At 71.6% G+C, this 25,064-nt stretch carries 31 protein-coding genes; 23 read left to right on the top strand and 8 right to left on the bottom strand.

All coding sequences use genetic code 11. The features are described 5' to 3' along the window. Window positions 1-2: 2 nt before the first annotated feature. Window positions 3-1,013 carry an LCP family protein gene (locus tag BLQ34_RS12530; RefSeq protein ID WP_091786003.1) on the bottom strand — a complete coding sequence of 337 codons (1,011 nt, stop codon included), beginning with the start codon at window positions 1,011-1,013 and terminating at the stop codon, window positions 3-5. Window positions 1,014-1,086: 73 nt separating this feature from the next. Between BLQ34_RS12530 and BLQ34_RS12525 the strand changes: the two genes are divergently transcribed. The 5 genes from BLQ34_RS12525 to BLQ34_RS12505 all read left to right on the top strand — a co-directional run bounded on the left by BLQ34_RS12525 (window position 1,087) and on the right by BLQ34_RS12505 (window position 4,685). Continuing rightward, window positions 1,087-1,503 (top strand): Fur family transcriptional regulator, encoded by a 417-nt coding sequence (locus BLQ34_RS12525; protein ID WP_197674698.1) that lies wholly within the window; start codon window positions 1,087-1,089, stop codon window positions 1,501-1,503. Then, complete coding sequence (gene ygfZ / locus BLQ34_RS12520; RefSeq protein WP_091785998.1) at window positions 1,488-2,540, top strand: CAF17-like 4Fe-4S cluster assembly/insertion protein YgfZ; 1,053 nt, start codon at window positions 1,488-1,490, stop codon at window positions 2,538-2,540. The genes BLQ34_RS12525 and ygfZ overlap by 16 nt, the downstream gene beginning before the upstream one ends. Before the next feature lie 57 nt (window positions 2,541-2,597). Then, a complete protein-coding gene (locus tag BLQ34_RS12515) occupies window positions 2,598-3,452 on the top strand; it encodes a BKACE family enzyme (protein ID WP_091789934.1) in 855 nt (284 codons plus the stop codon). A gap of 68 nt (window positions 3,453-3,520) precedes the next feature. Then, window positions 3,521-3,997 carry a helix-turn-helix domain-containing protein gene (locus BLQ34_RS12510; RefSeq protein ID WP_091785995.1) on the top strand — a complete coding sequence of 159 codons (477 nt, stop codon included), beginning with the start codon at window positions 3,521-3,523 and terminating at the stop codon, window positions 3,995-3,997. Between the two features lies 1 nt (window position 3,998). After that, complete coding sequence (locus tag BLQ34_RS12505) at window positions 3,999-4,685, top strand: hypothetical protein (RefSeq protein ID WP_091785993.1); 687 nt, start codon at window positions 3,999-4,001, stop codon at window positions 4,683-4,685. 57 nt (window positions 4,686-4,742) lie between these two features. Here BLQ34_RS12505 and BLQ34_RS12500 read toward each other — a convergent pair whose 3' ends face one another. Beyond that, on the bottom strand, window positions 4,743-6,104 hold the full coding sequence (locus BLQ34_RS12500; RefSeq protein ID WP_172829402.1) for a phage tail protein: 1,362 nt from the start codon (window positions 6,102-6,104) through the stop codon (window positions 4,743-4,745). A gap of 99 nt (window positions 6,105-6,203) precedes the next feature. On the opposite strand from BLQ34_RS12500, the gene BLQ34_RS12495 reads away from it, so the two are divergent. From BLQ34_RS12495 to BLQ34_RS12480, 4 genes are all read left to right on the top strand, one after another. After that, window positions 6,204-7,196, top strand: a complete 993-nt coding sequence (locus BLQ34_RS12495) for an asparaginase (RefSeq protein ID WP_091785987.1) — start codon at window positions 6,204-6,206, stop codon at window positions 7,194-7,196. A gap of 15 nt (window positions 7,197-7,211) precedes the next feature. Continuing rightward, window positions 7,212-7,637 carry a D-aminoacyl-tRNA deacylase gene (gene dtd, locus BLQ34_RS12490; protein WP_091785984.1) on the top strand — a complete coding sequence of 142 codons (426 nt, stop codon included), beginning with the start codon at window positions 7,212-7,214 and terminating at the stop codon, window positions 7,635-7,637. 35 nt (window positions 7,638-7,672) lie between these two features. Further along, window positions 7,673-8,008 carry a DUF2516 family protein gene (locus tag BLQ34_RS12485; RefSeq protein WP_091785981.1) on the top strand — a complete coding sequence of 112 codons (336 nt, stop codon included), beginning with the start codon at window positions 7,673-7,675 and terminating at the stop codon, window positions 8,006-8,008. 88 nt (window positions 8,009-8,096) lie between these two features. Beyond that, a complete protein-coding gene (locus BLQ34_RS12480; protein WP_231961116.1) occupies window positions 8,097-8,486 on the top strand; it encodes a phosphomannose isomerase type II C-terminal cupin domain in 390 nt (129 codons plus the stop codon). 15 nt (window positions 8,487-8,501) lie between these two features. Here BLQ34_RS12480 and BLQ34_RS12475 read toward each other — a convergent pair whose 3' ends face one another. Next, window positions 8,502-9,338: a class I SAM-dependent methyltransferase gene (locus BLQ34_RS12475; protein WP_172829401.1), complete on the bottom strand. Its 837-nt coding sequence runs from the start codon at window positions 9,336-9,338 to the stop codon at window positions 8,502-8,504. An 81-nt stretch (window positions 9,339-9,419) separates the two neighbouring features. On the opposite strand from BLQ34_RS12475, the gene BLQ34_RS12470 reads away from it, so the two are divergent. The 4 genes from BLQ34_RS12470 (at window position 9,420) to BLQ34_RS12455 (ending at window position 12,828) form a co-directional block, all read left to right on the top strand. Then, window positions 9,420-10,172 (top strand): hypothetical protein, encoded by a 753-nt coding sequence (locus BLQ34_RS12470; protein WP_091785974.1) that lies wholly within the window; start codon window positions 9,420-9,422, stop codon window positions 10,170-10,172. A gap of 63 nt (window positions 10,173-10,235) precedes the next feature. Further along, entirely contained in the window at window positions 10,236-11,516 is a 1,281-nt protein-coding gene (mshA, locus tag BLQ34_RS12465; RefSeq protein WP_331712502.1) for a D-inositol-3-phosphate glycosyltransferase, read from the top strand. Continuing rightward, the gene (locus BLQ34_RS12460; protein ID WP_091785970.1) at window positions 11,513-12,043 is read left to right on the top strand and encodes a YbjN domain-containing protein; all 531 of its coding nucleotides are present in this window, start codon (window positions 11,513-11,515) and stop codon (window positions 12,041-12,043) included. The genes mshA and BLQ34_RS12460 overlap by 4 nt, the downstream gene beginning before the upstream one ends. 50 nt (window positions 12,044-12,093) lie before the next feature. After that, complete coding sequence (locus tag BLQ34_RS12455; RefSeq protein WP_091785968.1) at window positions 12,094-12,828, top strand: phosphoglyceromutase; 735 nt, start codon at window positions 12,094-12,096, stop codon at window positions 12,826-12,828. A gap of 16 nt (window positions 12,829-12,844) precedes the next feature. On the opposite strand, the gene BLQ34_RS12450 is transcribed toward BLQ34_RS12455, so the two are convergent. The 3 genes from BLQ34_RS12450 to phoU all read right to left on the bottom strand — a co-directional run bounded on the left by BLQ34_RS12450 (window position 12,845) and on the right by phoU (window position 15,669). After that, window positions 12,845-14,248 carry a hypothetical protein gene (locus BLQ34_RS12450; RefSeq protein ID WP_091785967.1) on the bottom strand — a complete coding sequence of 468 codons (1,404 nt, stop codon included), beginning with the start codon at window positions 14,246-14,248 and terminating at the stop codon, window positions 12,845-12,847. Beyond that, window positions 14,245-14,823: a SigE family RNA polymerase sigma factor gene (locus tag BLQ34_RS12445; protein WP_172829400.1), complete on the bottom strand. Its 579-nt coding sequence runs from the start codon at window positions 14,821-14,823 to the stop codon at window positions 14,245-14,247. Before BLQ34_RS12445 ends, BLQ34_RS12450 begins: the two co-directional genes overlap by 4 nt. Before the next feature lie 156 nt (window positions 14,824-14,979). Then, window positions 14,980-15,669 (bottom strand): phosphate signaling complex protein PhoU, encoded by a 690-nt coding sequence (gene phoU / locus BLQ34_RS12440; RefSeq protein ID WP_091785965.1) that lies wholly within the window; start codon window positions 15,667-15,669, stop codon window positions 14,980-14,982. A 166-nt stretch (window positions 15,670-15,835) separates the two neighbouring features. Here phoU and BLQ34_RS12435 point away from each other — a divergent pair, with 166 nt between their 5' ends. From BLQ34_RS12435 to BLQ34_RS12420, 4 genes are all read left to right on the top strand, one after another. Then, complete coding sequence (locus BLQ34_RS12435) at window positions 15,836-17,065, top strand: sensor histidine kinase (RefSeq protein WP_091785963.1); 1,230 nt, start codon at window positions 15,836-15,838, stop codon at window positions 17,063-17,065. Then, window positions 17,062-17,745: a response regulator transcription factor gene (locus BLQ34_RS12430; RefSeq protein ID WP_091785961.1), complete on the top strand. Its 684-nt coding sequence runs from the start codon at window positions 17,062-17,064 to the stop codon at window positions 17,743-17,745. The genes BLQ34_RS12435 and BLQ34_RS12430 overlap by 4 nt, the downstream gene beginning before the upstream one ends. 137 nt (window positions 17,746-17,882) lie before the next feature. Further along, window positions 17,883-18,149, top strand: coding sequence for a type II toxin-antitoxin system Phd/YefM family antitoxin (locus BLQ34_RS12425; protein ID WP_091789930.1), 267 nt, complete (start codon window positions 17,883-17,885; stop codon window positions 18,147-18,149). Continuing rightward, entirely contained in the window at window positions 18,146-18,427 is a 282-nt protein-coding gene (locus BLQ34_RS12420) for a type II toxin-antitoxin system RelE family toxin (protein WP_091785959.1), read from the top strand. The genes BLQ34_RS12425 and BLQ34_RS12420 overlap by 4 nt, the downstream gene beginning before the upstream one ends. Before the next feature lie 110 nt (window positions 18,428-18,537). On the opposite strand, the gene BLQ34_RS12415 is transcribed toward BLQ34_RS12420, so the two are convergent. Then, on the bottom strand, window positions 18,538-19,080 hold the full coding sequence (locus tag BLQ34_RS12415; RefSeq protein ID WP_157693031.1) for a hypothetical protein: 543 nt from the start codon (window positions 19,078-19,080) through the stop codon (window positions 18,538-18,540). 197 nt (window positions 19,081-19,277) lie between these two features. Here BLQ34_RS12415 and BLQ34_RS12410 point away from each other — a divergent pair, with 197 nt between their 5' ends. Both BLQ34_RS12410 and ispD read left to right on the top strand, forming a co-directional pair. Beyond that, window positions 19,278-19,760, top strand: coding sequence for a CarD family transcriptional regulator (locus BLQ34_RS12410; protein ID WP_091785954.1), 483 nt, complete (start codon window positions 19,278-19,280; stop codon window positions 19,758-19,760). After that, entirely contained in the window at window positions 19,757-20,428 is a 672-nt protein-coding gene (gene ispD / locus BLQ34_RS12405) for a 2-C-methyl-D-erythritol 4-phosphate cytidylyltransferase (protein WP_091785951.1), read from the top strand. The genes BLQ34_RS12410 and ispD overlap by 4 nt, the downstream gene beginning before the upstream one ends. Window positions 20,429-20,507: 79 nt before the next feature. On the opposite strand, the gene BLQ34_RS12400 is transcribed toward ispD, so the two are convergent. Then, entirely contained in the window at window positions 20,508-21,113 is a 606-nt protein-coding gene (locus BLQ34_RS12400) for a GNAT family N-acetyltransferase (RefSeq protein WP_091785948.1), read from the bottom strand. A gap of 86 nt (window positions 21,114-21,199) precedes the next feature. Between BLQ34_RS12400 and ispF the strand changes: the two genes are divergently transcribed. From ispF to cysS, 4 genes are all read left to right on the top strand, one after another. Continuing rightward, window positions 21,200-21,691: a 2-C-methyl-D-erythritol 2,4-cyclodiphosphate synthase gene (gene ispF, locus BLQ34_RS12395; protein WP_091785945.1), complete on the top strand. Its 492-nt coding sequence runs from the start codon at window positions 21,200-21,202 to the stop codon at window positions 21,689-21,691. 55 nt (window positions 21,692-21,746) lie between these two features. Next, a complete protein-coding gene (locus tag BLQ34_RS12390) occupies window positions 21,747-22,832 on the top strand; it encodes an S-(hydroxymethyl)mycothiol dehydrogenase (protein WP_091785941.1) in 1,086 nt (361 codons plus the stop codon). Further along, window positions 22,832-23,515 carry an MBL fold metallo-hydrolase gene (locus tag BLQ34_RS12385; protein ID WP_231961113.1) on the top strand — a complete coding sequence of 228 codons (684 nt, stop codon included), beginning with the start codon at window positions 22,832-22,834 and terminating at the stop codon, window positions 23,513-23,515. Before BLQ34_RS12390 ends, BLQ34_RS12385 begins: the two co-directional genes overlap by 1 nt. A 102-nt stretch (window positions 23,516-23,617) precedes the next feature. Continuing rightward, a complete protein-coding gene (gene cysS / locus BLQ34_RS12380) occupies window positions 23,618-25,057 on the top strand; it encodes a cysteine--tRNA ligase (protein ID WP_091785938.1) in 1,440 nt (479 codons plus the stop codon). The last annotated feature ends 7 nt before the right edge of the window (window positions 25,058-25,064 follow it).

Below are 25,064 nucleotides of genomic sequence, written 5' to 3'. Positions count from 1 at the left end.
GATCAGGGCGTGCGGGTCTTGTCCTTGTAGGTGTCCATCGCGTCACTCTGCAGGGCCTCGCCGAGGGCCTTCATCCCGGCCTCGTCCACGACGTCGATCGAGGCGCCGCCGGGCGAGGTGCCGAAACCGCTGAACGGCGCCGTCACGAAGGTGATGTCGCGGCCCCGCAGACTGCGCATCGAGAACGCCTCGCTGCGCATGTCCGCGACGCTGAACCCGTTGTCCACCGTGAGGTTCGAGGTGCCCGCGTCGACGAACTGGGCCAGCTTCACCGGGTTGGTCAGCACGTCCTTGCTCAGGGACTTCAGCATCAGCGCCTTGATGAAGGCCTGCTGGCGCCGACCGCGGGAGATGTCGCCCTCGCTGAGCTGCTTGCGCTCGCGGACGAAGGCCAGGGCGGCCGCGCCGTCCATCTGGTTGAACCCCTTGTGGAAGGAGTAGCCACGGCTGTTGCTGGCCTCCTCCGCGTAGACGTTCACCCCGCCGACGGCGTCGGTCATCTTCTTGAAGCCTTCGAAGTCGACCAGTGCCACGTGGTCGATCGGCACGCCGACAAGGTCCTGGAGCGTGCGCACGAGCAGCGGCGACCCGCCATACGCGAAGGCCGCGTTGATCTTGTCCTTGCCGTGGCCCGGCACCGACACCCAGAGGTCGCGGGGGAAGTGCACGAGGGTGACGGTCTTGCGGTCGTCGGCGACGTGCATGAGCACGATGACGTCGGACCGCGCCCCGGCCAGCCCGGACCGGGCGTCCGACCCGATCACGAGGATGTTCTGGGCGTCCTTCGCCGCGGGGGCCTTGGTCGGCGCGTCCACACCCGGCTCGGGCAGCAGCGCCTCGTGCTTCACGTTCTTGCTGACCGTGTGGTTGAGGAAGAGCAGGTATGCCGCGCCGCCCCCGACCACCACGAGCAGCACCAGCGCGAGCGTGATCACCAGCACGCGCCGCAGGCGGGATCGCTTCTTGGGCTCGGTCTGGGGCGTGTCGTCGGTGTCGTCGAATTGGTCTAGCACCCGGACAGTGTAGGTATCGCCGATGTGTGGTCCGTGCAGAACCGGCCGTGCCGCGGAACCGTACAGTGGGACGGTGCACGACGTCGGCGAGCGGTTGCGGGCTGAAGGGCGGCGGATGACGCCGCAGCGGCAGCGGGTGCTCGACGCGGTCGCACGGCTGGGCCATGCGACTCCCGAGGACGTCGTCACGGGAGTCGCCGAGGACGGCGGGCAGGCGCTCGCACCGTCCACCGTCTACCGCGCGCTGGAGGCTCTCGAGTCGCTGGGGGTGGTCGGGCACACCCACCTCGACCACCGGGCTCCGAGCTACCACCTCGCCGACCACGCCACCCACATCCACCTCGTCTGCCGCACCTGCGGCAAGGTCGACGAGTGCCCCAAGGAGCTCGCGGACGGGTTCGCGGGGAATGTTCTGGCCGGTTCGGGCTTTGTTGCTGACGTGACACACATGGCGATCCACGGGGAGTGCAGCACATGCGCGACACGCTAGGCACGACCACCGAGGGGCCGGCGGTGCTGCGTTCGGTCCTGCTCGACCGGCACGGGGCCGTCGAGGGCGAGGGCCCGGACGCCGGCGTCGCCGCCCACTACGGAGACCCGCTGCGGGAGCAGCGGCTGCTCACCGAGGGGCTGGCCGTCGTCGACCTGTCGCACCGGGGTGTCGTGACCGTCACCGGGCCCGACCGGCTCTCTTGGCTCCACTCGATCACCAGCCAGCACCTCACCGGTCTGCCCGCCCGCGAGTCCCGCGAGGCGCTGGTGCTCTCGCCCAAGGGGCACGTCGAGCACGACCTCCACCTCGTCGACGACGGCGAGACCACCTGGATCACGACCGAGCCCGGCCAGTCCGCGGCTCTGGCTGCCTGGCTCGACTCGATGCGGTTCATGCTCCGCGTCGAGGTCGCCGACGTGACGTCGGAGTGGGCCGTGCTCGGTGAGCCGTCGGCGGCCGAGTCCCAGCCGGGTGAGCCGCTGGCGTGGCGCGACCCGTGGCCCGACCTCGTCGGTGACACGGCGGCATACGGGCCGGTCGACGGACACCCCGCGCACGGGCGGGCCTGGCGTGAGGTGCTGGTCCCGCGCACCGCCCTGGCCGACGCGGTCGGCGACCGCGACCTGGCCGGCACCTGGGCCAGCGAGGCGCTGCGCGTCGAGGCCTGGCGCCCCCGGCTCGGGTTCGACACCGACCACCGCACCATCGCCCACGAGGTCGACTGGCTGCGCACCGCCGTCCACCTGCACAAGGGCTGCTACCGGGGCCAGGAGACGGTGGCGCGGGTCCACAACCTCGGGCGTCCACCGCGTCGCCTGGTCTTCCTCCACCTCGACGGCTCGGGCCACACGCTGCCAGAGCGCGGGGCCGCCGTGCTGTCCGGCGACCGGCAGGTCGGCCACCTCACCTCGGTCGCACGGCACTTCGAGGACGGCCCGATCGGCCTCGCGCTGGTCAAGCGCAACACCCCTGTCGACGACGACCTCGTCGTCGACGGCGTGAGTGCCAGCCAGACGGTGGTCGTGGCCCCCTAGCGACGTCCTCGCCGACCCCGCTCCGGCGGGCGCGGCACGGCTGCCATGATGTCGGCCATGGTTCTGACCCCAGGCTCAGGCGTGACCGGCACCCTCATCACCGTCGCCCCCACCGGGGCCGAGCTGGCCAAGGCCGACTTCCCGCAGCTGCCGACGACCCTCGAGGAGCTCGTCGAGACGGCGGTGGCGTGCGAGGCCGCAGGCGCGGCGATGATCCACCTGCACATCCGCGACGGTGAGCACCGTCCGACCCTCGACCACGGGCACCTCAAGGCCGCGGTCGACGCGCTGCGCGAGCAGACCTCCCTGGTGATCCAGCTCTCGACCGGCGGCAGCGTGCACGACCCGCTCGACCAGCGGCTGACCGTGCTCGACGCCGAGCCCGACTCGTGCAGCCTCACCTGCGGCACCACGAACTTCGGCGACGACGTCTTCCTCAACCCCTACGGCTTCATGTCTGACCTCTACGTCCAGGCCCAGGAGCGCGAGGTGGTGCCCGAGTTCGAGCTGTTCGACCTCGGCCACGTCGCGTCGCTCGCCCGGCTCATCGACACCCACGGCCTGCCGTTCGGCGGCAAGGTGCACGTCGATTTCGTGACCGGTGTGCCGGGAGGTATGCCGGGCACGCCCGCTGCGCTGCTCGCCGGCGTCGCGATGCTGCCGGCCGAGGTCACCTCGTGGTCGGCGACCGGCATCGGTCGCAGCCACCTGCCCGTGGCGGCCGCATCGCTCGCGGCCGGGGGACACCTGCGGGTCGGGATGGAGGACAACGTGGTCTACGCGCGCGGCGTCCCGGTCGAGCACAACTCGCAGCTCGTCGAGCGGGCCGCCCACCTCGCCGAGGTGATGCAGCGCCCGGCACTCTCCACCGCGCAGGCCCGCACCATGCTGGGGGTCAAGGACCGCGGCTGACGTCGTGTGACCACCCTCACGCTGCCTCCAGTTTGCATTCTGCTAACTAGAGCAAGCAAGATGGGGGCATGAGCCGGATCCCGTTGCCGCCGTTGGGCGCCAACCACCTGGGTGACTACCTGCGCGAGCAGCGTCAGTCCGCCCGGCTCTCGCTGCGCCAGCTCTCGGAGCTCGCCGGTGTGTCCAACCCCTACCTGTCCCAGATCGAGCGCGGGTTGAAGAAGCCCAGCGCCGAGATCCTCCAGCAGCTCGCCAAGGGCCTGCAGGTCTCGGCCGAGTCGCTCTACGTCCGGGCCGGGATCCTCGACGAGCGGCACGGTGACGCCTCGGCGACGCCCGAGCCGCTCGACACCAGGGCCGTCATCGGCGCCGACCCGCAGCTCACCGACCGTCAGAAGGCGGCGCTCCTCGACATCTACGACTCGTTCGTGGGTGCTGAGAACGCACCGACCCGCACCCGGTCGACCACCAGGCAGTCACCCCGGAAGCCGGCTTCCCGCACGGCCCCCAAGACCACCAAAGCCCCTCGCAACAAAGGAGAATGACATGGCACTCGTTGCCGACATCCGCAAGAACGTCATCGACACCACCCCCGTCTTCGCCGCCGTCGGCCTGACCGACCTCGCGGTCGAGAAGGTCCGCGACGCCCGCGTCAAGGCCACCGCGGTCCGCATCGACCTCGACGCCACGAAGCTCCAGGCCAAGGCCCAGGCGCGCGTGACCGAGGCCGCCGAGCAGGCCCAGGAGCTCCCGGCGCTGGCCCTCAACCGTGGCCTCGAGATCGCCGGCAAGGCCGCCGAGACCTACGAGACCGTCGCTGCCCGTGGCGAGAAGCTGGTCAAGCGCGTCCGCACCCAGAAGTCGACCAAGGACCTGCTCGCGCAGGCCGAGGCGACCTTCGTCCTGGGCAAGGGTGCCGTCACCACGGTCCGCAAGTCCGCGACCGACATCCAGCGCTCGGCCAAGGCCACGCTGACCACCGGCCGCAAGCAGGCCGTCGTCGCCGCTGACGCGATCGCCGGCTCCGTCGTCGAGGAGGCCGCCGAGGCCACCGCGACCGTCACCAAGGCCGCGACCACCACCCGCACCGCAGCCAAGCGCACCGCGACGACCACCAAGAAGTCGGCCGCCGCGAGCAAGTCCGCCACCAAGGGCGCGACGACCAGCGCGAAGAAGACCGCCACCGCCACCAAGAAGGCCAGCACCGCTGCCGCCAAGAAGGTCGGCGCCTGACGCGTCACCCCTCAGCCAGCCGGCCCTCTCCCGTCAGCCCGGGAGGGGCCGGCTGCATCATGCGTCGGGGCGGTCGAGGTGGGCCCGCACCTCCACGTAGGTGTCGGCGGCGCCGTCCACCAGACCCTCCACGAACGAGTCGCGAGCGAGGTCGAGGGCGCCGTCGTGCCCGCCCGGTACGACCTCGGCGTCCTGGAGGACCTCGAGCAACGAGTGTCCTTCGGGCAGGGCGATGGCCGTCCAGTCGCCCCTGGCCGCCGCCGCGAGGCGGGTCAGCTCGTCCAGGGAGGCCACGCGCTGCGCCCAGACCGCACCCAGCTGGGCGCCGCGCTGGCGTTGGGCATCCGCGTCGGACGGTGCAGTCGCGGACTCGCCGGTGGCGACCAGCCGCCGTGCCACGTCGAGCGGCTCGAGACGACGCTCCCCCAGGGCGGCCAGGATCGATCGACCGGGAGCGGAGCGATCGGTGGCCTCCGTGCGGGGCGGGGTGCTGCTCGGCGTCGAGGTCGGCGGGGCCGCCTCGCTCTTGGGCAGGTCGAGCTCGATCTGCTCGCAGTACAGCTCGGCGGTGAAGCGCGAGATCGCCTCGACGTCCTGGACCTTCTTGGTCGGGTCGAGGCGGTGGATGCCGACCCCCTTGAGCGTGAAGGAGAAGACGGTGTCCTTGAGGTTCTGCGTCAGCAGCGACACCGTCGCCGTCTTCTCGTCGCGGGCGCTGTTGTTGCCCTTGACGATGAAGTCGTCGGCCCACCGGGTGAAGTCGGCCGCACCCAGCTGCGAGACCGTGAGCACGAGGTCGCCGACCTCGAGGGGGCCCGCGGCCCGGGTGGGGGTGCGCACCGTGCCGACGGCGTCCTCGACGACCGTCTGCGACACGGTGAGGGCGCCGACCGAGCTCACCCGGGTGCAGTCGACCCCGGGGATCTCGACCCTGAAGCGTGAGGTCGCCCAGGGTTGCGACTTCGTGCTCGTCGCCTTGACCGAGCCGGTCGCCGGGGACTCGACGACCTCCTCGGGACGCAGCGTCACGGTCAGGTAGCCGGCTGTCTTGCCCGCCGCGTCGAGCTCGGGGAAGGTCAGGGACACGATGGTGGCGTGCCGGAACTCCAGTCGCCGGACCGGTTGGTAGCTGTAGTTGAGGAAGATGACGGCGCCGTCGTGCTGGGGGGCCTTGCCCTCGAGGAAGGCGGTCAGCCAGGCAGCCCAGTCGCCCTCCGGGAGCGCACTGGTGACGACGATGTCGTCGTACCGCACCCCACCCAGGTGCTTGTGCACGACCCCGTCGGGGCCCGGTGGCTCGTGGACGACGTCGCCCCGAACGCCTCCACCTTCGACGCTGCGCACGAACCCCACGAGCTTTCCCTCGAGCTCGAGCGCGAAGGCGCCGGCCGAGTAGCCCTTCCCCGAGTTGATGGCCATGAGCCAGCGTGGCACGCCCAGCAGCCGTGCGGCAGGCCGCAAACCGGACGTCTTCGTCCCCGGCGCCACCCCTGCGGGGTCGGTGGCTAGGCTCGGACGGTGAGCACGCCGCATACCCCGCCGTCCAGCCAGACCCCTCCCGCCCTCGACCAGGCACCGGTCCTCGCGCACTACGTGCGGGGTGGCTTCGTGGAGTCGGCCCACCGGGCGTCGGTGGTTGCGACCGCTGCTGACGGCAGCCACCTGCTCGCCCTGGGCGCGGTCGACGACCCGGTCTTCCCGAGGTCGTCCAACAAGCCGGTCCAGACGCTCGCCATGGTGCGGGCCGGCCTGCGCATGCCGTCGGCGCACCTCGCGCTCGCCTCCGCCAGCCACTCGGGCGAGGACTTCCACGTCGCGGCGGTGCGCGAGATGCTCGCGTCCGTCGGGCTGACCGAGGGGGCGCTCCAGAACACCCCCGACTACCCGGTGAACGAGGAGGCCCGTGAAGCGGTGCTGCGCTCCGGCGGGGGCCAGCTTCCGATCACCCAGAACTGCTCGGGCAAGCACGCCGCGATGCTCGCCACCTGCGTCGTGAACGGCTGGGACACCGCGACCTACCGCGACGCCGACCACCCGCTCCAGCAGGCCATCGCGCAGACCCTCGCCGAGCTCACCGGCGACGAGATCACCGCGGTCGCCGTCGACGGCTGTGGCGCCCCCGTCATGGCGGTGACCCTGGCCGGGCTGGCCCGCGCGTTCGGCCGGATGGCGTCCGCCGAGCCGGGCACCCACGAGGCCGAGGTCGCCGACGCGATCCGCGACAACCCGGCCTACCTCGGCGGCACCGGCCGCGACGTCACCGCGCTCATCGAGGCGACGCCCGGGCTGATCGCCAAGGACGGTGCCGAGTCCGTGTATGCCGTGGGGCTGGCTGACGGGCGCGGCGTCGCCGTCAAGGTCGCCGACGGCTACCCGCGGGCGAAGCCGGTGATCCTCGCGGCTGCCCTGCGGCGGATCGGCGTGGAGTCGGCGGCCCTGGCCCAGCTCGAGCACTCTCCGGTGCTCGGGCACGGCGAGCCGGTCGGTGCCATCGTCGCCGTCAACCTCTGACGCGAGCGCCCCGACGTGCGTGCCGTCCTGCAACGCGTGACCAGTGCCTCGGTCAGCGTCGACGGCGAGGTGATCGGGTCGATCGAGCGCCCGGGCCTGCTCGCGCTGGTCGGCGTGACCCACGACGACGGGCCCGACCAGGTGAGCGCGCTGGCGCGCAAGATCGGCGACCTGCGGATCCTGCGGGACGAGCGGTCCGTCGTCGACGAGGGCGCGCCGGTGCTGGTGGTCAGCCAGTTCACGCTCTACGCCGACACCCGCAAGGGGCGTCGGCCGTCGTGGGGTGCGGCCGCTCCCGGGCCGGTCGCCGAGCCCCTCGTGGATGCCCTCGTGGCGGCGCTGCGGGAGCGGGGGATCGAGGTCGCGACGGGGAGGTTCGGCGCGATGATGGAAGTCAGCCTCGTCAACGACGGTCCGGTCACGCTGGTGGTCGAGGTCTGACCGTGCGGGGCTCCTCGGACCCGTAGGCTGTCCCCATGTTCTCCGGATTGTTCACCGCTCAAGGCATCGTCACGCTGCTGCTGGGCGTGGCCGCTTTCGCCCTCGAGGTGTTCGCACTCGTCGACGCGGTGCGGCACCGTCCGGACGCGTTCGTGGCGGCGGGCAAGCGCACGAAGCAGTTCTGGTCGATCATCCTCGGTGTCGCGACGCTGCTCGGCTTCGTGTCGATCGGATCCAACCTGACCTTCTCGATCGGGCTGATCGCCGTCGTCGCGGCGGCGATCTACATGGCCGACGTGCGACCCGCCCTCCGTCAGGTCAGTGGCGGTGGTCGCGGTGGCCAGCACATGGGACCCTACGGGCCGTGGTGAACCCCGGACGGCAGTCCGACTGCGACGGGACGACACCTTCGGCGGCCGAGCGCGTCTGATGGGGAACCAGCACGACGGAGGGAAGAGCATGACCGAGCAGGCCGACGTGGCCGCAATGGCCGACCCGCGGGACGGCATCTTCACGCAGGAGCGCCCGTGGGGGCGGTTCCAGCAGTTCGTCTCGAACGAGCGCGTCACCGTCAAGATCATCACCGTCGAGCCCGGTCACCGGCTCTCGCTGCAGACGCACGACCACCGCGGCGAGTTCTGGCAGGTGCTCGACGTCCCGATCGAGGTGACCGTCGGCGAGCGCACGTGGAGCGCCGCGCCGGGGGAGTCGGTCTGGGTGCCGTGCAACGCGGTGCACCGGATGGCGAACCGTGGTGAGCGCACCGGGCGGTTGCTCGAGATCGCCTACGGAGAGTTCGACGAGGCCGACATCGTGCGGCTCGAGGACGACTACGCCCGCGACGACTGACGACGGCTGACCGGCTCAGCCCGGGGCGACGGCCGACCAATCGACGGTGACCTCGCCGAGCCGCCAGCGGCTGGGTCCGTCGAGCACCGGCCAACCCTGGTCACGCACCGAATCGACAGTCGCCAGGAAGCGCTGCCGAACCCCGAAGCTGGCCTGGTGGGCGGCCCGCAGCCAGGCCTGGTCGAGGGCCTGCAGCCAGTCGCGCACGGGTTCGCCGTCGACGTTGCGGTGGATGAGGGACTTGGGCAGCCGCTCGGCGATGTCGGAGGGGCGGTCCAGCCCACGCAGCCGCCACGAGAGGCTGAGCGACACCGGGCCCGAGCGGTCGACCGCGATCCAGGCGCTGCGGCGGCCGAGCTCGTCGCAGGTGCCGTCGACGAGCAGGCCGTCCGGTGTGAGCCGCGACTGCACGGTCGCCCAGGCCGCGGCCACCTCGGACTCGTCGTACTGCCGCAGCACGTTGAAGGCCCGCACCACCGTGGCGTCGCGCCCGTCCAGCGGCACCTCGAATCCGCCGAGCCGGAACGACAGCCCGTCGCGCTCGAGCGGTGCGCCGAGCGCCACCCGGTCCGGTTCGATCTCGATGCCGACCACCTCGACGTCCGGGCGGACCCGCCGCAGCCGGTCGTGCAGCTCGACCGCGGTGACCGGCGACGCGCCATACCCGAGGTCGACCACGACCGGCGCCGTCGGTGACCGGCGCAGCCGCCAGGCCTCGGGGCCGGCCAGCCACCGGTCGACGCGACGCAGCCGGTTGGGGTTGGTGGTGCCGCGGGTGATCGTGCCCACCGGGCGTTGCTGAGCCACCACCCCAGCGTAGGTGGCGCAGCGACACCCGGGCCGGTCTGCCATCCTCTGTGGGTGACCCCGGGTGCGACTCAGCTGCTGAGGAACCGCCTGGTCAGGTGGCGCAGGCGCGACGTCAGCCGCAGCATGGTCGCCCTCGTGGCCTCGCTGCTCGCGCTGGGCCTGCTCGGGCTGGCCACCAGCGTGCCCGGGTGGGTCGGGCGCGGCGAGGGCTTCGTCGACGTGCCCCCGGGCCTGCTGACCGTCGGGGCCGACGCGAAGGGTGTCGCGACCCTCGGCGGTGGGGTGACCGTCTCGCTCTACTCGGACGGCCTCCGCGTCAACCGGGACAGCTCGTTGCTCCTGCAGACCGTGATCGGTGGGTCGATGTTGTCTGCGGTGGAGGGCGACGCGACCACCGGCTCCGACGGTCACACCCGCGAGCGGGTCACCCGGCGGTTCGACAACGTCACCATCACCGAGCTGGTCTTCCTGCCCGGGCGGGCCACCTACCTGGGCACGGTCGGGGACGGGTCGCGCACGTTGCCGCTGACCCTGCGGATCGAGGCGGGTGGTGGGGTCGTCCGGGTCGGCGCCTCCGTCATCGGCGCCGACGGCATCGTCTGGCACCTGAACCGCGAGCCGCAGACGATCGGCATCCGGCCAGGACTGCCGGCCGTGAACCTGCGCAACTCCGCCGCGTGGGTCGACCCCGGGGCGGTCGAGGGGCGGGCGGTGTTCTCCACCCTTCTGGGCACCGACGTGGGGATCGGCCCCCAGCGGGTCGCCCGCGGCGTCGACATCCGTGCCGAGGGACGCACCGACATCCACGTCTGGACCGACGGGTGCTTCCTCACCGTCTCGTCCCAGGCACGCCCCGTCCCGACCTCCACCTCGTAGCCCCTCGGGACCGCGTGGCAGACTCGCGACATGGGCTGCTGCGACCGCATCGACCGTGTCGCGATGCTCAGTGTCCACACCTCCCCGTTGGAGCAGCCCGGCACCGGTGACGCGGGCGGCATGAACGTCTACGTCGTCGAGGTGGCCCACCAGCTCGCCAAGCGGGGCGTGGAGGTCGAGATCTTCACCCGGACGACGACGGCCGACCTGCCGCCGACGGTCCAGGTGGAACCCGGCGTCACCGTGCGCCACGTGACGGCCGGCCCCTACGAGGGCCTCGGCAAGGACGACCTGCCCGGCCAGCTGTGCGCCTTCGCTGCCGGCGTGATGCGCACCGGGGCGCACGAGCCGGAGGGCCACTACAGCCTGGTGCACTCGCACTACTGGCTCTCGGGGCAGGTCGGCTGGCTCGCCGCAGACCGCTGGCAGGTGCCGCTCGTGCACACCATGCACACGATGGCCCGCGTGAAGAACCAGCACCTCGCCGAGGGCGACACCCCTGAACCGCCCGGCCGCGAGATCGGCGAGGTCCAGGTGGTGGAGGCCGCCGACCGCCTGATCGCCAACACCCTGGGCGAGCGCAACGAGCTGATCGACCTGTATGCCGCGGACCCCGACAAGGTGGTCGTCGTGCCTCCCGGGGTGGACCTGTCGTTGTTCTCGCCGGGTGACCCACGGGCGGCGCGTGCCGCCGTGGGGCTGCCCCAGGACGCCAAGGTGCTGCTCTTCGTCGGGCGCCTCCAGCCCCTGAAGGCGCCCGAGGTGCTGGTCAAGGCGGCCGCCGAGCTGTTGGGCCGGCACCCCGACTGGGCCGGTGAGCTCGTCGTCGCGGTGCTGGGTGGCCCGTCCGGCTCTGGCCTGGCCCATCCCCGCGGCCTCCAGGAGCTCGCCGAGGGGCTCGGCATCAGCGCCCAGGTCCGGTTCGTGCCACCGGTGCCGCGCGACGAGCTCGCCGACTGGTACCGCGCCGCCGACCTCGTAGCCGTGCCCTCGCACTCCGAGTCGTTCGGGCTCGTCGCGGTGGAGGCACAGGCGTGCGGCACGCCCGTGGTGGCCGCTGACGTGGGTGGACTGCCCACCGCCGTCGGCGACGCCGGAGTGCTCGTGCAGGGCCACGACCCCCACGTCTGGTCGCTCGCCCTCGAACAGCTCCTGATCGACCCGCAGCAACGAGAAGCGTTGAGCCGCAAGGCCATCGAGCACGCTGCGTTGTTCGGCTGGGACCGCACCACCGAGCGCCTCTATGAGGTCTACGTCGAGGCCTGTCGCGCGCGGGCCCAGTCCAAGGACGCCCCATCGCCCAACGGCGTGCTGGCCGGCATCCCCGCGGCGGTCGTCCCGTGACCTCTGCTGCCGGCACCTCCGCGCTGCTGTCGGTGGTCCAGGACTACCTCGCCGACGCCGGGATCGAGTGGGAGGGCGGTGCCCGCGACGGCGAGCTCGTGCTCACCCTGCCGGGCGAGAAGAAGCTCAAGACGGTGGTCTCGCTGGTGGTCGCGGGCGACACCCTCTCGGTCTCCGCGTTCGTCATGCGCAACCCCGACGAGGACCATGAGACGTTCTACCGCTACCTCCTGCGCAAGAACCTCCGCCTGCCCGGGCTGGCCTACTCGATCGACCAGGCCGGTGACGTCTACGTCACCGGGCGGGTGCCCGCAAGCGGTGTCGACGCGGCCTACCTCGACCAGCTGTTGGGGGTCGTGCTGGAGGCCGCGGACTCGCACTTCAACGAGCTGCTGGCGATTGGCTTCATCACGAGCATGCGCAAGGAGTGGGACTGGCGCGTGTCGCGGGGTGAGTCGCTGCGCAACCTCGAGGCGTTCCGCCCGATCCTGCAGCGCGACGGCGACCCCGGGCCGGCCGAGTCCTGAGGCGTGGCCACCGGCTCGGACGGTGCTGGCGCGCTCGCTAGGCTGGCGGCATGGCATACACGCTGATCCTGCTGCGCCACGGGCACTCCGACTGGAACGCCAAGAACCTCTTCACCGGCTGGGTCGACGTCGACCTCAACGACCAGGGTCGGGCCGAGGCGGTCAACGGCGGACGGCTGTTGAAGGACAAGGGAGTCCTGCCGACGGTCGTGCACACCTCGGTGCTGCGGCGCGCGATCACGACCGCCAACCTGGCGCTGGATGCCGCCGACCGGCACTGGATCCCGGTGCGGCGCGACTGGCGGCTCAACGAGCGGCACTACGGCGCCCTCCAGGGCCTCGACAAGGCCGCGACCCGAGACAAGTACGGCGACGAGCAGTTCATGCTGTGGCGACGCTCGTTCGACACCCCGCCGCCGCCGATCGAGGTCGGCTCGGAGTTCGACCAGAGCGACGACCCGCGCTACGCCGGCATCGAGGTGCCGCGCACCGAGTGCCTCAAGGACGTCATCGCCCGGATGATGCCCTACTGGGAGGGCGCCATCCAGGACGACCTGCGGGCCGGTGAGACGGTGCTCGTCACCGCCCACGGCAACAGCCTGCGCGCGCTGGTCAAGCACCTCGACGGCATCAGCGACGAGGACATCGCCGCGCTCAACATCCCGACCGGCCAGCCGCTGGTCTACACCCTCGGCGACGACTTCTTGCCGACCGAGCCCGCTCAGTACCTCGACCCGGTGGCCGCCGCCGAGGCCGCTGCAGCGGTCGCCAGCCAGGGCCGCTGACCCGCGTCACCGGCTGTCACGGCTGGGTGTCGAAGGGGTCGTTGCGACTCGGCGGCTCCAGCGGCCAGGTGCCGGTCAGCGCTCCCGAGGCGTCGTAGGTCGCCACCCGGTAGGGCGACTCGACGTCGCTCGGCCCCTGCGTGGTCAGGATCGCGCTGTCGCGGGTGACGGTGACCTTGGCCGAGTCCGGGTAGATGCTCGGCACGTCCGAGACGAGCTGCACCTGGGCAGCCCCCGGAGCGAAGACCTGGTAGCGAAGCTGCTTTGCGTCGGGCAGGAGCCCCTTCAGCACAAAGGGAGCGGGCTGGCCCTCCCGGGTGTCCAGCGGCACCGAGGTGAGCAGCTCCTGGGTCTCGGCGCCGTCCTTCGCGGAGTGCACGAGCAGTGCGCTGCGCAGCAGGGCATCACCCACCCGGCTGTCGGCGACGACGAGCCGCAGCGTTCCGTCCGTCGCATCGGTGACGCCAGCGGCACCGGCGACCACGGCGTCCGCCGGACCCGAGTAGACGAGCGTGGTCGAGACCTGGTCGGCGGAGACGCCGAGCTGCTGCGCGACCCCGGAGGTCGTGGCCGCGACGAAGCGCTCGTCGAAGTCCTTGCACAGGTCGAGGCAGATGGCCGGCTGGGTCGTCGCGCCCACCCCGTCGACGAGGCCGGTCGCCTGCCCGTCGTACTCGCCGACCTTCACCCGGGTGAGGAAGGTCGGAGAGTTCCGCAGGTCGATGACGCCGGTGCCGTCGGTGAGGTCGAACCGCTGCCAGGGGGTGCGGGTCGCCGAGCCGTCGGCATTCACCCTGGCCGATGCCGAGACCTCGCCGGACCTGGTCGCCGGGGTCGTCAGGACGAGCAGTGGGGAGTCGGGGCGCATCCCCAGCCGGGCCAGCACGACGTCCTGGGAAGCCGCGGCCCCCTCGGCCACGCTGGTGACCAGCTCCTCGGCGGGGGCTCCGCTGGGCGCGATGCCGAGGTGGAGCTGCTCGGTGCGCGAGTCGGTCCCCACGGACAGCGACCAGGACACGACGACACGGCGCCCGCCCACTTCGCCGGCATACAGCACGTTGTTCTGGTCACCCGTCGCGAGACGGTCGCCTGCCTCGGTGACGAACGCGGTGTCGGAGGCCAGCGAACCCCTCGTCGGCCAGGTCGCCATCGACCCCCAGCGCGGGTCGCTCGGTCCGGGAACGAGCTGGGTCGTCGTCCTCGCGGGCGTCGTCGTGTGCCGACCGGCCGTGCCGGACAGGCTGGGGATCGCGACGGCCAGGGCAGCCACCGCCGCGACACCGGCCAGCGCGGCGGTGCGCCGGCGCCGACGGTCCGTGACGATGGCGCCGGACACCCGCGCGTAGGGGTCGCCGACGGACCCGCCCACCTCGTCGGCACGGGCCGACAGGGCCTCGCGCAGCTGGGTCTCGATGCTCATGCCAGGCTCCTCTCGCCGGTGCCGTCGCTGTCGGTCTGGTCGGTCGTCGTGGTGGGGGCGAGGACCGAGCGGAGCCGCTCCAGCCCGCGGGAGGCCTGGCTCTTCACCGAGCCGACCGACATCCCCAGCGCCGCCGCCGTGTCGGCCTCGGACAGGTCGTCGAAGTAGCGCAGCACCACGACCGCCCGCATCCGCGGGGGGAGCGCGAGCACGGCGCGGGCGATCTCGTCGCGGGTGTCGTAGGCGGCATACGCGTCGCCGGGCGCGCGGTCGGCGTGCAGCGGCAGCTCACCCAGCGTCTCGGCCACCCGCCGCCGGCGCCACCACGAGGCGGACTCGTTGGCCAGCGCTGCGCGGGTGTAGGCGTAGGGCGACTCCACCGTCGCGACGTGCCCCCAGCGGCGGTGCACCTTGACCAGCACCTGCTGCACGAGGTCCTCCGCGCGCCCCCGGTCACCGGTGAGCAGGTAGGCGGTGCGGACCAGCTGGTCCCACCGCGCCTGCACGAAGCGCGCGAACTCCTCCTCCGTGGCCTGCACGGCGACCCTCCCCTCCACGTCAGCGATGGTGCTCATGACCCCCTAGACGCGCGTCAGTGTGCCCGAGGTTGAGAGCCGTCGAGGACTTTCGGCGGGCGACGCGCAGGCGCCGCGGACGCAACAGGGCCCGGTGTGCCGCCCCCACGGCATACCGGGCCCTTCTGTCCCGAAAGGACAGGCGTCGAGCAGGGGTCACCGCAGCTCGCTGGCGCGGTCCTCCTGCTCCTCGTGGTCCTCGGCGACATCCCATTCGCCGGTGACCAGGTAGACGACGCGGTGGGCGACCGACACGGCGTGGTCGGCGAACCGCTCGTAGTAGCGACCCACCAGGGTCATGTCGACGGCCGCCTCGGTGCCGTGCTTCCACGACCCGTCGATCAGGTGGCCGAAGAGCGTGCGGTGCAGCTCGTCCATCGCGTCGTCGTCGCGCTCGAGCGTCTTGGCGTCCTCGACGTCCTTGGCCGCGATGACCTGACCGCACTTGGCCACGATCCGCTCGGCCACCTGGCCCATCTGCAGGATCGTGGCGCGGACGTCGGCGGGCACGGCCGAGTCCGGGTAGCGCAGCCGCGCGACCTTGGCGACGTGGCGCGCGAGGTCGCCCATCCGCTCGAGGTCGGCGCTCATCCGCATGCCGGTGACGACCATCCGCAGGTCGGTGGCGACCGGCTGCTGGCGGGCGAGGAGGTCGATGGAGAGGGCGTCGAGGTCCTCGCGGAGCCGGTCGAGCTCCTTGTCGGCCTCGATGACCGACTCGGCGAGCTTGAGGTCGGCGTCGAGCAGGGCCGTGGTGGCCCGGGACATGGCGGACCCGGCCAGACGGGTCATCTCGACCAGCTGGTCGGAGATGGTGTCCAGGTCCTCGTGAAAGGCGTCGCGCATTGCTTCCCTATGGGTGAGGGCACGGGTGGTGCCTTGGTGCGTGCGAGCCGAGGCTCCCACGGGGCAGTGAACGGTCGGGTGACCTCAGGTGAACATCTGGGGACGTCGTGCCCGGGAGGCCCGTTCCGTGCTCCGACCGACCCTCGGCGCACCGTACATTGATGGTGTGGATGCGACCAGTGCCGCCGTGCTGGCCGGGTTCGCCGGGCTCCTGACCGGCGCCCTGGCCGTCGTCGCCGTGCGCTACTCCGAGCGGCAGCAGACGAGTATGCCGCCGACCGCACCGGTCGTGCCGCTGCCCGCCGGGGTCGCGGACGTCCTCGCCGTGCTCCGGTCGAGTGCGATCGTGGTCGACTCGGCCGACGAGGTGATCAACAACTCTCCCTCGGCGACCGCCTACGGGTTGGTGAAGGGTCGCGAGCTGGTGCACGGGGAGCTTCGCCACCTGGCGAGACAGGTGCGCCGTGACGGCGTCATCCGGGAGGCCAAGCTCGAGCTGGCCCGAGGACCGCTGGGCCAGGGGCGCTCGATCATGCAGGCCCGGGTCGCCCCGCTGGGCAGCAGCCACGTGCTGCTGCTGGTCGAGGACCACACCCAGGCCCACCGGGTCGAGGAGGTCCGCCGCGACTTCGTCGCCAACGTCAGCCACGAGCTGAAGACGCCCGTGGGTGGCCTCGGCCTGCTCGCCGAGGCGATCCAGGACGCCAAGGACGACCCCGAGGCGGTCGAGCGGTTCGCCTCGCGGATGCAGGTCGAGAGCCACCGACTGGCCCAGCTGGTGAAGGAGATCGTCGACCTGTCGCGGCTCCAGGTGGCAGACACGCTGCACGAGCCGCGCCTGGTCGACGTGACCGCCGCGGTGCGCGAGGCGATCGACTACTCCAGGGTGGGCGCCGACGCCAAGCAGATCGAGATCGCGGAGGCGTGCGCCCCCGACCTCAAGGTGTTCGGTGACGAGGACCTGCTCGTCACGGCCGTGCGCAACCTGATCGGCAACGCCGTCGCCTACTCCGAGCCCGGCACGCGGGTCGCCGTCGGCGGCCGGCTGAACGACGAGATGGTCGAGATCACCGTGACCGACCAGGGCCAGGGCATCCCCGCCGAGGAGCAGGGCCGGATCTTCGAGCGCTTCTACCGGGTCGACGACGCGCGGTCGCGCGCCACCGGTGGCACCGGCCTCGGGCTCGCCATCGTCAAGCACATCTGCGCCAACCACGGCGGCGACGTCACCGTGTGGAGCGAGGAGGGGCGCGGGTCGACCTTCACGATCCGGCTGCCCGCCGCCGCCGACCGCACCGGTGGATCCGCCGGGGCCGACGCCCGCCAGAGCGCGCCCCCACCGCATACCGATCACTCCCAACCCTCATCTGCACAGAAGGTGGAGCCCCGCGTATGACCCGCATCCTCGTCGTCGAGGACGAGATCTCGTTCTCCGACCCGCTGTCCTACCTCCTGCGCAAGGAGGGCTACGAGGTCGCCGTGGCCGAGACCGGCCCCGAGGCGCTGGAGGACTTCGACCGCGCCGGCGCCGACCTCGTGCTGCTCGACCTGATGCTCCCCGGCCTCTCGGGCACCGAGGTGTGCCGCCAGATCCGGTCGCGCTCCAACGTGCCGGTCATCATGCTGACCGCCAAGGACAGCGAGATCGACAAGGTCGTCGGGCTCGAGATCGGCGCCGACGACTACGTCACCAAGCCCTACTCGTCGCGCGAGCTGCTGGCTCGCATCAAGGCGGTGCTGCGTCGCCTGGCCGAGCCCGAGGACCTGCTGCCCGCGACGATCGAGGCAGGTCCGGTGCGGATGGACGTCGAGCGGCACATCGTGACGGTGTCCGGGCAGCCCACGCCGCTGCCGCTCAAGGAGTTCGAGCTGCTCGAGATGTTGCTGCGCAACACCGGGCGGGTGCTGACCCGCATGCAGCTGATCGACCGGGTCTGGGGCAGTGACTACGTCGGCGACACCAAGACCCTCGACGTGCACGTGAAGCGGCTGCGGGCCAAGATCGAGCCCGACCCCGCCGACCCGCGGCACATCGTCACCGTGCGCGGTCTGGGCTACAAGTTCGAGTCCGACTGACTCCGGTCGAGAGGCCACGAACCCACCCTTCAGGCCTGCCCCATGCTCCCGAACGCCTGACCCGCGAGGCTGCCATGGCGTCGGCGTCGGCCAGTCCGCCCTTGCACGTGGAGCTGGGGAGCGCCACAATTGTGGTCATGAGCATCGAGTCGCTGCGCGATGTGCGCAACCACTTCAGTGAGGTGATCGACCGCGTCGAGCGCGAGCACGACCGGGTCACGGTCACTCGCAACGGCTACCCCGCGGCCATCATCCTCAGCCCGTCCGACCTGGCCGAGCTCGAGGAAACCCTCGCGGTGCTCAGTGATCCGCAGGCGCTGGCCGACATCCGCGAGGCGGATGCGGCCTATGCGTCCGGCGACGTGGTCCGCGGCGTCGAAGCAGTTCGCGCACTGCGTTCGTGAGTGGCGACCACCCACCCTACGAGCTCGTCCTGACGCCGCCCGCCGTTCGTGCCATCCAGTCTGGACGGCCCGAGGCGGTCGCCGCCGCGGTCGTCGGGTTCCTCACGGGCGCGCTCGTCGACAACCCGCAGCGCGTGGGCAAGCCGCTGCGTGGCGACCTGTCCGGCATTCGCTCCGCCAGGCGAGGCACCTATCGCGTCCTGTACCGCCTCAACGACGGCGCCGGCGAGGTGGTGGTCCTGAGGGTCGAGCACCGACGCGAGGTGTACCGGCCCTGAAGCTCTCGGGCGGGCGACGCGTCAGCCGGCACCGATGCTTGCGCCCGGCGACCGTAGGTTCAGCGACATCCGACGGGAAGCGTGCGGCGTCGCCGGGGTGTCAGGCGGTGTCAGGGGGTGGCGGTCGTGGAGGGGGTGGGTGCGTCAGTGGGGGCCAGTGAGGCGTAGTAACCGGAGGCCTTGAGGACCGGCACCACGACGACCACGGCCGGCGCGGTGGGCGTCTGCACGTTGAGGGTGACCACGTCACCGGGACCCACCGGCAGGTTGGGCAGCTGCACCTGGGACTCGTCGGAGAGGCGACGCTCGCTGTGCGCCGGCGACTCGGCATACACCGGCGCACCCTGGCCGACCGAGAAGGCGATGCGCTGCGCCTCGCCACCGTTGTTGCTGACCGCGGCGGACAGGACGCCGGCCTTGTCCTTGCCGCTGCTGATGACGACGAGGTCGCGCAGCTGCACCGCGCCGAGGTCGACGGGCACCCCGTCGGCGGCCACGTAGGGCACGTCGGTCTGGATCGGCGACTGCGTCTGGCAGGCCGACAGCGCCAGCGCGGCGGCAGCCACGGCCACCGGGACGACGCGACGGAAGGACGGGCGCGGGCTGGCGGGACGGCCTCCGGAGAACGGGGCCGGCGAGGTTCGGCGGGTCACGGGGGACAGACTACCGGCCACCTGCTCCGTTGCGCGCACCCGCACGCGTTGCATGGAAAAGGCCATTCTGTCAAGACCGAAATCGTTGCGCTGCAATGCGTTTGCGGGTCGCTGACCTGCGCAAACGCTGTCGGCTCGGCTTTCCTGACCTCGGCGTGTCGTGATATTCTGAGAGTCGCGAAAGGGGAAAACAACACATGGTTTTCAAGGTCGGCGAGACGGTCGTGTACCCCCACCACGGGGCGGCACTGATCGAAGAAATCAACACCCGCACGATCAAGGGCGAGGAGAAGATCTACCTCAAGCTCAAGGTGGCCCAGGGCGATCTGACGATCGAGGTTCCTGCCGACAACTGCGAGGACATCGGCGTCCGCGACGTCGTCGGCCAGGACGGTCTCGACAAGGTCTTCGCGGTCCTTCGCGCCCCCCACACCGAGGAGCCGACCAACTGGTCGCGCCGCTACAAGGCCAACCTCGAGAAGCTCGCCTCCGGTGACGTGATCAAGGTGGCCGAAGTCGTCCGCGACCTGTGGCGTCGTGACAAGGACCGTGGCCTGTCGGCCGGCGAGAAGCGCATGCTCGCCAAGGCCCGCCAGATCCTCGTCTCCGAGCTCGCGCTCGCCGAGAAGACCAACGAGGACAAGGCCGAGGCCATCCTCGACGAGGTGCTCGCCTCCTGAGCGTTGCCGTCGTCCTCGTTGCTGGAGGACAGGGCACGCGGCTCGGCGCCACCCAGCCCAAGGCCTTCGTGGTCCTGGCCGGTATGCCGTTGCTCGAGCACGCGGTCCGGCGCGCCTTCGATGCGCCTGAGGTCTCCCACGTCGTCGTGGTCGCGCCCGCTTCCCACCTGAGGGAGGCGGGCGCGATCGCGTCCCGGTGCGCTCGCGCCGAGGACGTCGACGTGGTCGCGGGTGGTGCCGAGCGCACCGACTCCGTCGCTGCGGGTCTCGCGGCGCTGCGCCCCGACGACGGCATCGTGCTGGTGCACGACGCGGCCCGGGCCCTGGCGCCCGCGAGCCTCTTCTCGCGGTTGGTCCACGAGGTGCGGTCGGGTCACCCGGCAGTCGTGCCGGGCCTGCCCGTCACCGACACCGTCAAGGTCGTCGACGCCGTCGGCCGGGTCACCGGCACCCCCGACCGTGCGACCCTGCGCGCGATCCAGACGCCGCAGGCCTTCCTGCGGGAGGTGCTGGCGCATGCCCACGCCTCCGGCGAGCAGGCCACCGACGACGCCGCACTGGTCGAGCGGGTCGGTGGGCACGTCCGCGTCGTCGAGGGCGATCCGCTGGCCTTCAAGGTCACGACGCCCGACGACCTCGCCCTGGCCGAGCGCCACCTCGCCGACTAGCGCCCTGGCAACCATCGCCGGTTCGGGGTGATACCGCGCGCGATAGCGCCCGTTGATACCCCGAGCGCCACCTCACTGACTAACGGGTGAGGGCGGCGACCACGTCGTCCCAGGGAGCGACCGGCTGGCGGTCGCTGTCGGCGTGGAGGGTGCTGTTCCAACCGTCGACGAGCTTGCCGCGCTCCAGCAGCAGGTCGGGCACGAAGACCGGCACCGGGAAGCCGGCGCGCCAGACCGCCTTGGCGCTGCCCCAGTTGCCGGCGTGGGCCTGCCACCGGACGGTCTGCCAACCCAGGGTGTCGAACGCGTGGCCGACGACCAGCGACACCGCCTCCGACATCACCCCGCGCCCGCGGAATGCCGGGTGCGTGACGAACCCCAGGTCGCCGGCCCCGACGTCGACCGGCAGGGAGCGCAGGTCGATCGTGCCGGCATACCGGGCCTCCACCTCGATCGCCCACGAGGCGAACGCAGGCGACGGCTCGAGCAGCCCGGTGAGGTACTCCCGAGCCATCTCCCGCGTGTACTGCAACGGGATCGTCGTGTAGCGCTGCGTCATCGGGTCGACGCACCGCTCGAGGACTGCGTCGAGGTCGCCCACACTGTGCGGCCGCAGCGTGACCAGCGTGCCGCTGAGGACGGGCACGGCCAGGGGAGTCGGGGTGGGCTCGACGGGCTCGCTCATGGCGGCGACCCTACCGACGGTCGGCGGGGTGGCTCCTCGGGTTTTCCGCCCGGCCGGCGCTCGGGTGTGGATGGTTGGATGGGGTCATGGACCCCTCCGGTATGCCGCGCACAGGAGTCGGCGTCGACGTGCACGGCTTCGCCGCCGACGGCTCCCGCGAGCTGTGGCTCGCCGGGCTGCTCTGGCCGGGCGAGGTCGGGCTCGAGGGGCATTCCGACGCCGACGTCGCCTGCCACGCGGCCTGCGACGCGTTGTTCTCGGCCGCCGGGGTCGGCGACCTGGGCACGCACTTCGGCACCAGCCGGCCCGAGCTGGCCGGGGCATCCGGGCGCACCCTGCTCGCCGAGGCCGCGCGCATCGTCCGCGAGGCCGGGTTCGAGATCGGCAACGTCGCGGTCCAGGTGATCGGCAACCGGCCCAGGATCGGCACCCAGCGCCACCTCGCCGAGCAGGCCATGACCGCAGCCGTCGGCGCGCCGGTCTCCCTGAGCGGCACGACGTCCGACGGTCTCGGCCTGACCGGGCGCGGTGAGGGGATCGCCGCCATCGCCACCGCCCTCGTCATCGCCCGGACCTGAAGCCGTCTGAACGCTCGAGCACCGAAACCCGCGAACCGACCAAGGAGAGCCACGCATGCCGCAGACCGTCAAGGGAGTCATCGCCCGCAGCAAGGGAGCCGATGTCGAGCTCGTCGACGTCGTCGTGCCCGACCCCGGCCCGGGCGAGGCTGTCGTCCGGGTGCAGTCGTGCGGTGTCTGCCACACCGACCTGCACTACCGCGAGGGCGGGATCAACGACGAGTTCCCGTTCCTGCTCGGCCACGAGGCGGCCGGGCTGGTCGAGGCGGTGGGCGAGGGTGTCACCGAGGTGGCGCCGGGCGACTTCGTGATCCTCAACTGGCGCGCGGTCTGCGGTCAGTGCCGCGCCTGCCTCAAGGGCAAGCCGTGGTACTGCTTCAACACCCACAACGCCAAGCAGAAGATGACGCTGACCGACGGCACCGAGCTGAGCCCGGCCCTCGGCATCGGCGCCTTCATCGAGAAGACCCTCGTGGCAGCGGGCCAGTGCACGAAGGTCGACGCGGAGGCCGACGCCGCCGCCGTGGGACTGCTCGGCTGTGGCGTGATGGCGGGCTTCGGGGCTGCGGTCAACACCGGCGGGGTGGGCCGTGGTGACTCGATCGCCGTGATCGGCTGCGGTGGGGTCGGCAATGCCGCCATCGCCGGCGCCACCGTCGCGGGCGCGACGACGATCATCGCGGTCGACGTCGACGACCGGAAGCTCGAAGGCGCGAGGTCGTTCGGTGCCACGCACACCGTGAACGGCCGGACCGAGGACGTCGTCGAGCGGATCAAGGAGCTCACCGGCGGCTTCGGTGCCGACGTCGTGGTCGAGGCGGTGGGCCGTCCCGAGACCTACGAGCAGGCGTTCTACGCGCGCGACCTGGCCGGCACCGTGGTCCTCGTCGGCGTCCCCACTCCCGACAAGCAGGTCACCCTGCCGATGATCGAGATCTTCGGGCGGGGTGGTGCGCTGAAGTCCAGCTGGTACGGCGACTGCCTGCCGAGCCGTGACTTCCCGATGCTGGTCGACCTCTACCGGCAGGGCCGCTTCGACCTCGACGCGTTCGTGTCCGAGCGGATCGGGCTCGGTGACGTGGAGGCGGCGTTCGCCAAGATGGAGCGCGGCGAGGTCCTCCGCTCGGTGGTGGTCCTCTGATGGTGCCGGAGCACGACGACAGCAGCGGTATGCCGGTCATCGCACCCTCGTCGGGTGGCGTACGGGTGGACCGCGTGGTCACCTCGGGAACGTTCGAGCTCGACGGCGGCAGCTGGGAGGTCGACAACAACGTGTGGGTCGTGGGTGACGACAAGGAGTGCGTCATCATCGACGCCGCCCACGACGGCCGCACCATCGTGAAGTCGATCGACCTCGAGCGCCGGGTGGTGGCCGTCATCTCTACGCACGCCCACAACGACCACATCAACGCGGTCGGTGAGGTGTGCGACGGCACCCGCGCCCCGGCATACCTGCACCCGGCTGACCGGATGCTCTGGGACGAGCTCTATCCGGTGACCCCCGACCACGAGCTGGCCGACGGCCAGGTCATCACGGTCGGTGACGTGGACCTGCACGTGATCCACACGCCGGGCCACACCCCGGGCTCGTGCTGCCTCTACGCCCCGGCGCTCGACGTGGTGTTCACGGGGGACACCCTCTTCAACGGCGGTCCCGGGGCGACCGGGCGGTCCTACAGCGACTTCCCGACCATCGTCGAGTCGATCCGCGACCGGCTGCTGACGCTGCCGGACGAGACCGTCGTCCTGACCGGGCACGGCGACTCGACCGTGATCGGGGCGGAGGCGCCACACCTGCAGGAGTGGATCGACCGGGGTCACTGACTCGGGGCATGCCGGGAGTGCGGCCCGGCCCACGGTCGGCATCCCGCTGGCCCGCACCGCGACGGTTCGGGCGATCGCTCGCGCGCAGGTAGCCTTGCGCGCGTGAGTCTTCGCCTGTACGACACCGCCGCGCGCGAGCTGCGCGACTTCCAACCCCTGGTCCCGGGGAAGGTCGGCATCTACATCTGCGGGCTCACGACGCAGGCTGCACCCCACATCGGGCACGTGCGGTTCGCGGTGGCGTTCGACGTGCTGCGCCGCTGGCTCGAGGGCCGGCACGGCTACGCCGTGACCCTGGTGCGCAACGTCACCGACATCGACGACAAGATCCTCGCCAAGTCGCAGGAGGCGGGCGAGGAGTGGTTCGCGCTGTCCTACCGCAACGAGGTCGCGACCGCCGCCGCACTCGACTCCCTCGGCGTGCTGCCCCCGACCTACGAGCCGCGCGCCACCGGGCACATCCCCGAGATGGTGGCCCTGATGGAGACCCTCGTCGACAAGGGCCACGCCTACGCCGCGACGGACGGCAGCGGTGACGTCTACTTCGACGTCGAGAGCTTCCCGGAGTACGGCTCGCTCACCCACCAGAAGATCGAGGACATGGAGGCGGCGCAGGACGCCGACCCGCGCGGCAAGCGCGACCCCCGCGACTTCGCGCTCTGGAAGGGTCGCAAGGAGTCGGAGCCGGCCACCGCCTCCTGGGCCACCCCGTTCGGAGTGGGGCGCCCCGGCTGGCACCTCGAGTGCTCGGCGATGGCCCGCAAGTACCTCGGGGACGCCTTCGACATCCACGGTGGCGGCGTCGACCTGCGCTTCCCGCACCACGAGAACGAGCAGGCCCAGTCGCACGCGGCGGGGCTCGGCTTCACCACCTACTGGCTGCACAACGCCTGGGTCACCGTCGGTGGCGAGAAGATGAGCAAGTCGCTCGGCAACAGCCTGGTGGTCTCCGAGGTGACCAAGGTGGCCCGTCCGCTGGCCGTGCGCTACTACCTCACCTCCGCGCACTACCGCTCCACCATCGAGTACCACGAGGGCTCGTTGCGCGAGGCGGAGGCGACCGTCGAGCGGATCGAGGGCTTCCTCACCCGTGCGCTCCGGGCCCTGCCCGAGGGCACGTCCACCACCCCGGACCACTCCACCGTGCCGGAGGCGTATGCCGCCGCCATGGACGACGACCTCAACGTCTCGGGCGCGCTCGCCGTGCTTCACGACACCGTGCGGGCCGGCAACACGGCCATCGACGACGGCGACGACGCGGCGCTCGCAGCGGCCTTCGCGGCGGTGCTGGCGATGACCGACCTGCTCGGCGTGAACCCGCTCGACCCGCACTGGGGCGGCGTCAGCGACACCGGCGCGGGTGACGCGCAGGCGGCGCTCGACTCGTTGGTGCAGGTGCAGCTGGAGGCGCGGGCAGCCGCCCGGTCCGCCCGCGACTTCGCGACGGCCGACGCGATCCGCGACCAGCTCGGCGCGGCCGGGATCGTCATCGAGGACACGGCGTCGGGAGCGAACTGGTCGCTCGCTCGCCGCGAGAGCTGAGAGGAAC

Origin of the sequence: Pedococcus dokdonensis (genome assembly GCF_900104525.1) — a bacterium.
Lineage (GTDB): Bacteria > Actinomycetota > Actinomycetes > Actinomycetales > Dermatophilaceae > Pedococcus > Pedococcus dokdonensis.
This window is presented reverse-complemented; position numbering and strand designations above follow the sequence as displayed.

Excerpts from the sequence above, each read along its gene's own strand:
- BLQ34_RS12485 (WP_091785981.1), top strand. The coding sequence starts at position 7,673 with ATGTTCTCCGGATTGTTCACCGCTCAAGGCATCGTCACGCTGCTGCTG.
- BLQ34_RS12480 (WP_231961116.1), top strand. The coding sequence starts at position 8,097 with ATGACCGAGCAGGCCGACGTGGCCGCAATGGCCGACCCGCGGGACGGC.
- phoU (WP_091785965.1), bottom strand. The coding sequence starts at position 15,669 with ATGCGCGACGCCTTTCACGAGGACCTGGACACCATCTCCGACCAGCTG.
- BLQ34_RS12515 (WP_091789934.1), top strand. The coding sequence starts at position 2,598 with ATGGTTCTGACCCCAGGCTCAGGCGTGACCGGCACCCTCATCACCGTC.
- BLQ34_RS12425 (WP_091789930.1), top strand. The coding sequence starts at position 17,883 with ATGAGCATCGAGTCGCTGCGCGATGTGCGCAACCACTTCAGTGAGGTG.
- ygfZ (WP_091785998.1), top strand. The coding sequence starts at position 1,488 with ATGCGCGACACGCTAGGCACGACCACCGAGGGGCCGGCGGTGCTGCGT.
- mshA (WP_331712502.1), top strand. The coding sequence starts at position 10,236 with ATGCTCAGTGTCCACACCTCCCCGTTGGAGCAGCCCGGCACCGGTGAC.
- BLQ34_RS12505 (WP_091785993.1), top strand. The coding sequence starts at position 3,999 with ATGGCACTCGTTGCCGACATCCGCAAGAACGTCATCGACACCACCCCC.
- ispF (WP_091785945.1), top strand. The coding sequence starts at position 21,200 with ATGGACCCCTCCGGTATGCCGCGCACAGGAGTCGGCGTCGACGTGCAC.
- BLQ34_RS12470 (WP_091785974.1), top strand. The coding sequence starts at position 9,420 with ATGGTCGCCCTCGTGGCCTCGCTGCTCGCGCTGGGCCTGCTCGGGCTG.
- BLQ34_RS12455 (WP_091785968.1), top strand. The coding sequence starts at position 12,094 with ATGGCATACACGCTGATCCTGCTGCGCCACGGGCACTCCGACTGGAAC.
- BLQ34_RS12510 (WP_091785995.1), top strand. The coding sequence starts at position 3,521 with ATGAGCCGGATCCCGTTGCCGCCGTTGGGCGCCAACCACCTGGGTGAC.
- BLQ34_RS12445 (WP_172829400.1), bottom strand. The coding sequence starts at position 14,823 with ATGAGCACCATCGCTGACGTGGAGGGGAGGGTCGCCGTGCAGGCCACG.
- BLQ34_RS12390 (WP_091785941.1), top strand. The coding sequence starts at position 21,747 with ATGCCGCAGACCGTCAAGGGAGTCATCGCCCGCAGCAAGGGAGCCGAT.
- BLQ34_RS12500 (WP_172829402.1), bottom strand. The coding sequence starts at position 6,104 with ATGGCCATCAACTCGGGGAAGGGCTACTCGGCCGGCGCCTTCGCGCTC.
- BLQ34_RS12410 (WP_091785954.1), top strand. The coding sequence starts at position 19,278 with ATGGTTTTCAAGGTCGGCGAGACGGTCGTGTACCCCCACCACGGGGCG.
- BLQ34_RS12475 (WP_172829401.1), bottom strand. The coding sequence starts at position 9,338 with ATGGCAGACCGGCCCGGGTGTCGCTGCGCCACCTACGCTGGGGTGGTG.
- BLQ34_RS12400 (WP_091785948.1), bottom strand. The coding sequence starts at position 21,113 with ATGAGCGAGCCCGTCGAGCCCACCCCGACTCCCCTGGCCGTGCCCGTC.
- BLQ34_RS12430 (WP_091785961.1), top strand. The coding sequence starts at position 17,062 with ATGACCCGCATCCTCGTCGTCGAGGACGAGATCTCGTTCTCCGACCCG.
- BLQ34_RS12450 (WP_091785967.1), bottom strand. The coding sequence starts at position 14,248 with ATGAGCATCGAGACCCAGCTGCGCGAGGCCCTGTCGGCCCGTGCCGAC.
- BLQ34_RS12385 (WP_231961113.1), top strand. The coding sequence starts at position 22,832 with ATGGTGCCGGAGCACGACGACAGCAGCGGTATGCCGGTCATCGCACCC.